Genomic DNA, 4,494 nt, shown 5'->3' with positions numbered 1-4,494 from the left:
GACCGCGCCCGACCAGAGCGCTTCGGCAGCAGCGACCGCGCCGGCCGAGCACGTGTTCGACCTCAACGAAGAAGATCTCTCCGAGAAGAGCCCGACCAGCACCCCGCGAGCGGTCCAGCAGGCTGCCGCTACCCGCGCCGCCGCGGTTGAGAGTGCCGCGGCCAAGCCGGCACCGGTCCAGGCCAGGCCCGAGCCCGTCGTCGCGGCGACGGCTCCGCCCCCGGCGGAGCCGACTTCCGGTGAGGCCGCCGCCCGCATGAGCGGCAATTTTACCGTGCAGGTGGGGTCCTTCACGCGTTCCAGTGATGCCGAACGACTGGCCTCCAAGCTCGGCTCCCAGGGGTATCCGGCCTACGTCGCGCGCGGCGTGGTAAACGGCACGACCTACTACCGGGTGCGCGTGGGCAAATACCAGACCCGCGACGAGGCCTCACGCATGGCCTCAAAGGTCAAGCGCGCCGAAGCGATGGACGCCTTTGCCACCCGGGTGAACTGACGGAAACGCTCTGATGGATGTGCCGGAACGCGCACGTGCCGGCTTGCAAAGCGAGACCCTGCGCTGGTTCCTCGTGGGACTGGTGCTGAGCGGGGGACTCTCCCTGTGGCTCTCGCTGGGGCTCGACAACGACGTCCACGCCCGGCTTGCCCGGGAGATCTCGCACACCCCCTGGCTTGCTCAAACAAACACCAAACCCTTTGAACAACTGATTGCCCGTATGATCGGTGCGCTTCACCTCGATCCGCTTGCGTCGTGGCGGGTGCTGGGGGTGATGCACCTGGCGCTGCTGTTCGCCGCGCTGATCCGCCTGGGTCGTGACCTCAGCGGCGACGCGCCGCGGGGGGCGCTGGTCGCGGCTGCCGCCGCCACGCTGTTGAGTCCGCTTGTGGCAGGCGCATTTCTCACCCTCAATTCGGTCGCCACCTGTGCCGCAGCATTGCTTGTGTGGACCATCGCTCGCATCGAGGCCCGGCAGGGGGTGGCACTTGCGGCGCTCGCCGTACTGGCGCTCTCGCGCGTCGATGGCGCGATCCTCTCGGGCTGGCTCGTGGCACTGGAATTTGCGCTCCTGCCTCGGGAACGCCGGCGCGAGTGGTATTTGCAGGTTGCCGTAGTTGCCGGATGTGCGGCGATCTGGCTCGTGCTTGACCGCGTGAATAACGGGCAGTGGCTGGGAATCCTTGACGCTACCGAGCGCTACATGGACGCGGCGGGAAGCGCGCCGCGCGGCGCGGGGCAGATGCTCTGGTGGTTCATCGGTGCCTGGGTCTCCAACGGGGGCAAGCTGCTCGCGCTGTTTGCGCTGCTGGGCGCGATCGGCGGGCTCTCAGGGGAAAATCGACCTGCATGGGCTCGCCTCGCAGGGGCGCTGGCCATTCACCATGCGTTCCTGCTGCTGCTCGGGCTGACGGGAAAGCCGTTCTTTTACCGATTCTTTGTGGTGGACTTCGTTTTCGGGCCGTTGCTGGCCGTGCTGGGCGCCCTGTGGCTTTGCAAGCAGGCAGCCGCGCGCCTGGAGCGGGACCTCCCGGACGGTGTGCGCTGGGCGGCTGTTGCGCTGGTGTTGGCCGGTTCTCTGGCGGGTGTGTCGGGGCTGCCGGCAATGGCGGAGCATTCACGGCAAACGCGCGAGCAGGCCCAGGCGGCCGCCGCCTGCCTGGAAACCGGCACGCACCCGCTCTCGCCCGGCGAGTTGTGGGCGGTGCCCACGCGCCTGCACGGGGCTTTGACCTACCAGTACCGAAACGCGCCGCTGGCAGACCTGACCTGGCTTGAAGACTACCGTGCCCGGGGCGTGACCGAAGCGCGCGTGCTGCATGCGCCAGAGAGTGCGCCGCCCGCTCACTCAAAAAGCATTGCTCAGTGGCCCTGTCAGGGCGCCCTCACGGGCTTTGTCGTGGACCTCTATCGCACCGATCCGCTACAGTGACGAGCTGGAGCACGGAATCACTTGGAATCCTCGACCGCGAGAATCTCGATCATTGGCTGCGGCTACGTGGGCCTCGTTACCGGCGCATGCTTTGCCGATGCGGGCTACCGGGTGCGCTGTTACGACATCGACCAGGCACGGGTTGGGCAGCTCAAAGCCGGAGAGCTCCCGATCTACGAGCCCGGCCTTGCGGAACTGGTCTCGCGCAACCTCTCGCAGGAAGGGCTCACCTTCACGGGCGACCTGAGCCACGCACTCGACGGCGCGCAGTTTGTCTTCCTGTGCCTACCCACCCCCCAGGGGGAGAACGGGGAGACCGATCTGCGGGCGCTCGAAATCGGCGTATCCCGGATCGCGCCGCTGCTTCCCAGAGACGCAATTGTCATCACCAAGAGCACAGTGCCCGTGGGGCAGGGTGATGCCATCGAGGCGCAGCTTCGCAAGGCGCGTCCCGACTGGGAGGGGGAGATCGTCTCCAACCCCGAGTTCCTGACCGAGGGCACGGCGGTCACCGATTTTCAAAAGCCCTCACGAGTGGTGATTGGCGCGACTGGAGCCGCTGCTGACGCCGTCGCGGGGCTCTACGAGCCCTTTGTCCGAACGGGCAGTCCGACCATCAAGGTCTCGCGCCGCTCGGCGGAATTGGCCAAATATGCGGCCAATTACGCTCTGGCAACACGCATCTCCATGATGAATGAGCTCGCTGCGCTGTCCGAAGCGCTCGGGGCCAATATCGACGACGTGCGCCGCATTGTGGGCGCCGATTCACGCATCGGGCCTCGCTATCTTTTTGCCGGTGCGGGCTTTGGCGGCTCGTGCCTGCCCAAGGACCTGGCATCGCTGCGCCTGCAGGCCGGCACGCTCTCGCTACCGGTGGTGGACGCCGTCCTTGAGGTCAACGAGAGCCAGCGTGAGCGGATTGCTCGGAAACTGCGCACGCTCCTGGACCGTCCCCTCAAGGACGCACGCGTTGCGCTGTGGGGGCTCTCGTTCAAACCCGAGACCGACGATGTGCGCGAGGCCCCGGCGATCTATCTCGCCAAATATTTGCTGAAGCAGGGTGCCCGGGTCGTCGCTTTCGATCCCAAGGTGAATTCGCTCGGCAAAGCGGGTCTGCAGAATGGCCTTGAATTCGCAGCCGGCCCCTACGCCGCCTGCGAGGGGGCCCACGCATTGGCGGTGATGACTGAGTGGAACCTCTTTCGAAAGCCTGACTTCGCCCGCGTGCGCGAGGTGATGAGCAATCCGGCCGTCCTCGACGCGCGCAACCTGTATGAACCCGCGGCCATGCGGGAGCTGGGTTTTGCCTATGAGTGCATCGGGGCGCGCGGATGAAACGAATCCTGGTGACCGGTGGTGCCGGCTTTGTGGGCTCGCACCTTTGCGAAGTGCTTGTCGCCCGCGGTGATGAGGTGGTCTGCCTCGACGACCTCTCGAGCGGCACCGAGGAAAACCTGGCCGCACTGAAAAGCGAGTCCCGATTCGCCTTCGTGCAGGCCGACCTCGTCAGCGGAATCCCGGTGGAGGGGCGTTTCGAGAGCATCTTTCACCTGGCATCGCCGGCCTCCCCCAAGGACTACTACGGCAATCCCATCGGCACGCTCCGCGTGGGAAGCGAGGGGACCCTGCATGTGCTGGAGCGTGCGAGCGCCGACAATGCGCGGGTTGTTTTCACTTCCACGAGCGAGGTCTACGGCGATCCGCAGGAAACGCCGCAGCGCGAGGACTACTGGGGACACGTCAACCCGGTGGGGCCGCGTTCGGTCTATGACGAGGCCAAGCGCTATGCCGAGGCGCTCTGCACTTCCTGGCGACGCGAGCACGGCGCAGACGTGCGCATCTGCCGGATCTTCAACACCTATGGGCCCCGCCTGCGCGAGGAGGACGGCCGCGTGGTCTCGAACTTCATCTGCCAGGCGCTTCGCGGCCATCCGCTCACGCTCTATGGGGACGGATCGCAGACCCGCAGCTTCATGTTTGTCTCCGACCTGGTGGCGGGATTGATGGCCCTCGAAGCGGCGGAGGAAAACCCCGGCGGCCCGGTGAACCTGGGAAACCCGGTGGAGAACACCGTGCGCGAGCTGGCCCTGCTGGTGGGCGAGCTGACGGGAGTGGACGTCACGCTCACGCAGGAAGCCCTGCCCGAGGATGATCCCCGCCGCCGCCTGCCCGACATCGCGCGCGCGATTTCCGTGCTGAACTGGGAACCCCGGATATCGCTTCGCGACGGACTCGTCGAAACAATCGCCTACTTCAGAAATCGTATTTGATCGGACTACACTGCAGCAAGCATGAGCAAACAGCACGAAATTCCGGCCGGTTGTCTTTCCGTGGTAGTGCCCGCCTACAACGAGGGGGCGAGCATCGCCGAAATCCTTCGTTTGGTGGACGGCCGTCCCGAAGTGGGGGAGATCCTTGTTGTGGACGACGGTTCGGCCGACGATACTTGCGCCGTGGTGGAGGGACTGGGCCTCAAGAAACTGCGCCTTGTTCGGCAGGGAGAAAACCGGGGTAAGGGCGCGGCGGTGCGTCGCGGAATGCGCGAGGCACGTTGCGACTACGTCAT

General features: G+C 65.9%; 5 protein-coding genes. All 5 read left to right on the top strand.

Annotation, left to right across the window (positions count from 1 at the left end; all coding sequences use genetic code 11):
- On the top strand, positions 1–496 hold a 496-nt coding region (locus KDH09_10140), incomplete at its 5' end, for an SPOR domain-containing protein (GenBank protein MCB0220042.1).
- Between the two features lie 13 nt (positions 497–509).
- Positions 510–1,928 (top strand): hypothetical protein, encoded by a 1,419-nt coding sequence (locus KDH09_10135; GenBank protein ID MCB0220041.1) that lies wholly within the window; start codon positions 510–512, stop codon positions 1,926–1,928.
- 21 nt (positions 1,929–1,949) lie between these two features.
- Complete coding sequence (locus KDH09_10130) at positions 1,950–3,263, top strand: UDP-glucose/GDP-mannose dehydrogenase family protein (GenBank protein ID MCB0220040.1); 1,314 nt, start codon at positions 1,950–1,952, stop codon at positions 3,261–3,263.
- Positions 3,260–4,198 (top strand): SDR family oxidoreductase, encoded by a 939-nt coding sequence (locus tag KDH09_10125; protein ID MCB0220039.1) that lies wholly within the window; start codon positions 3,260–3,262, stop codon positions 4,196–4,198. The genes KDH09_10130 and KDH09_10125 overlap by 4 nt, the downstream gene beginning before the upstream one ends.
- Positions 4,199–4,219: 21 nt before the next feature.
- Positions 4,220–4,494, top strand: a 275-nt coding sequence (locus tag KDH09_10120) for a glycosyltransferase family 2 protein (protein MCB0220038.1), incomplete at its 3' end; no start/stop codon positions are given.

It is taken from the genome of Chrysiogenia bacterium (assembly GCA_020434085.1).
Lineage (GTDB): Bacteria > JAGRBM01 > JAGRBM01 > JAGRBM01 > JAGRBM01 > JAGRBM01.
This window is presented reverse-complemented; position numbering and strand designations above follow the sequence as displayed.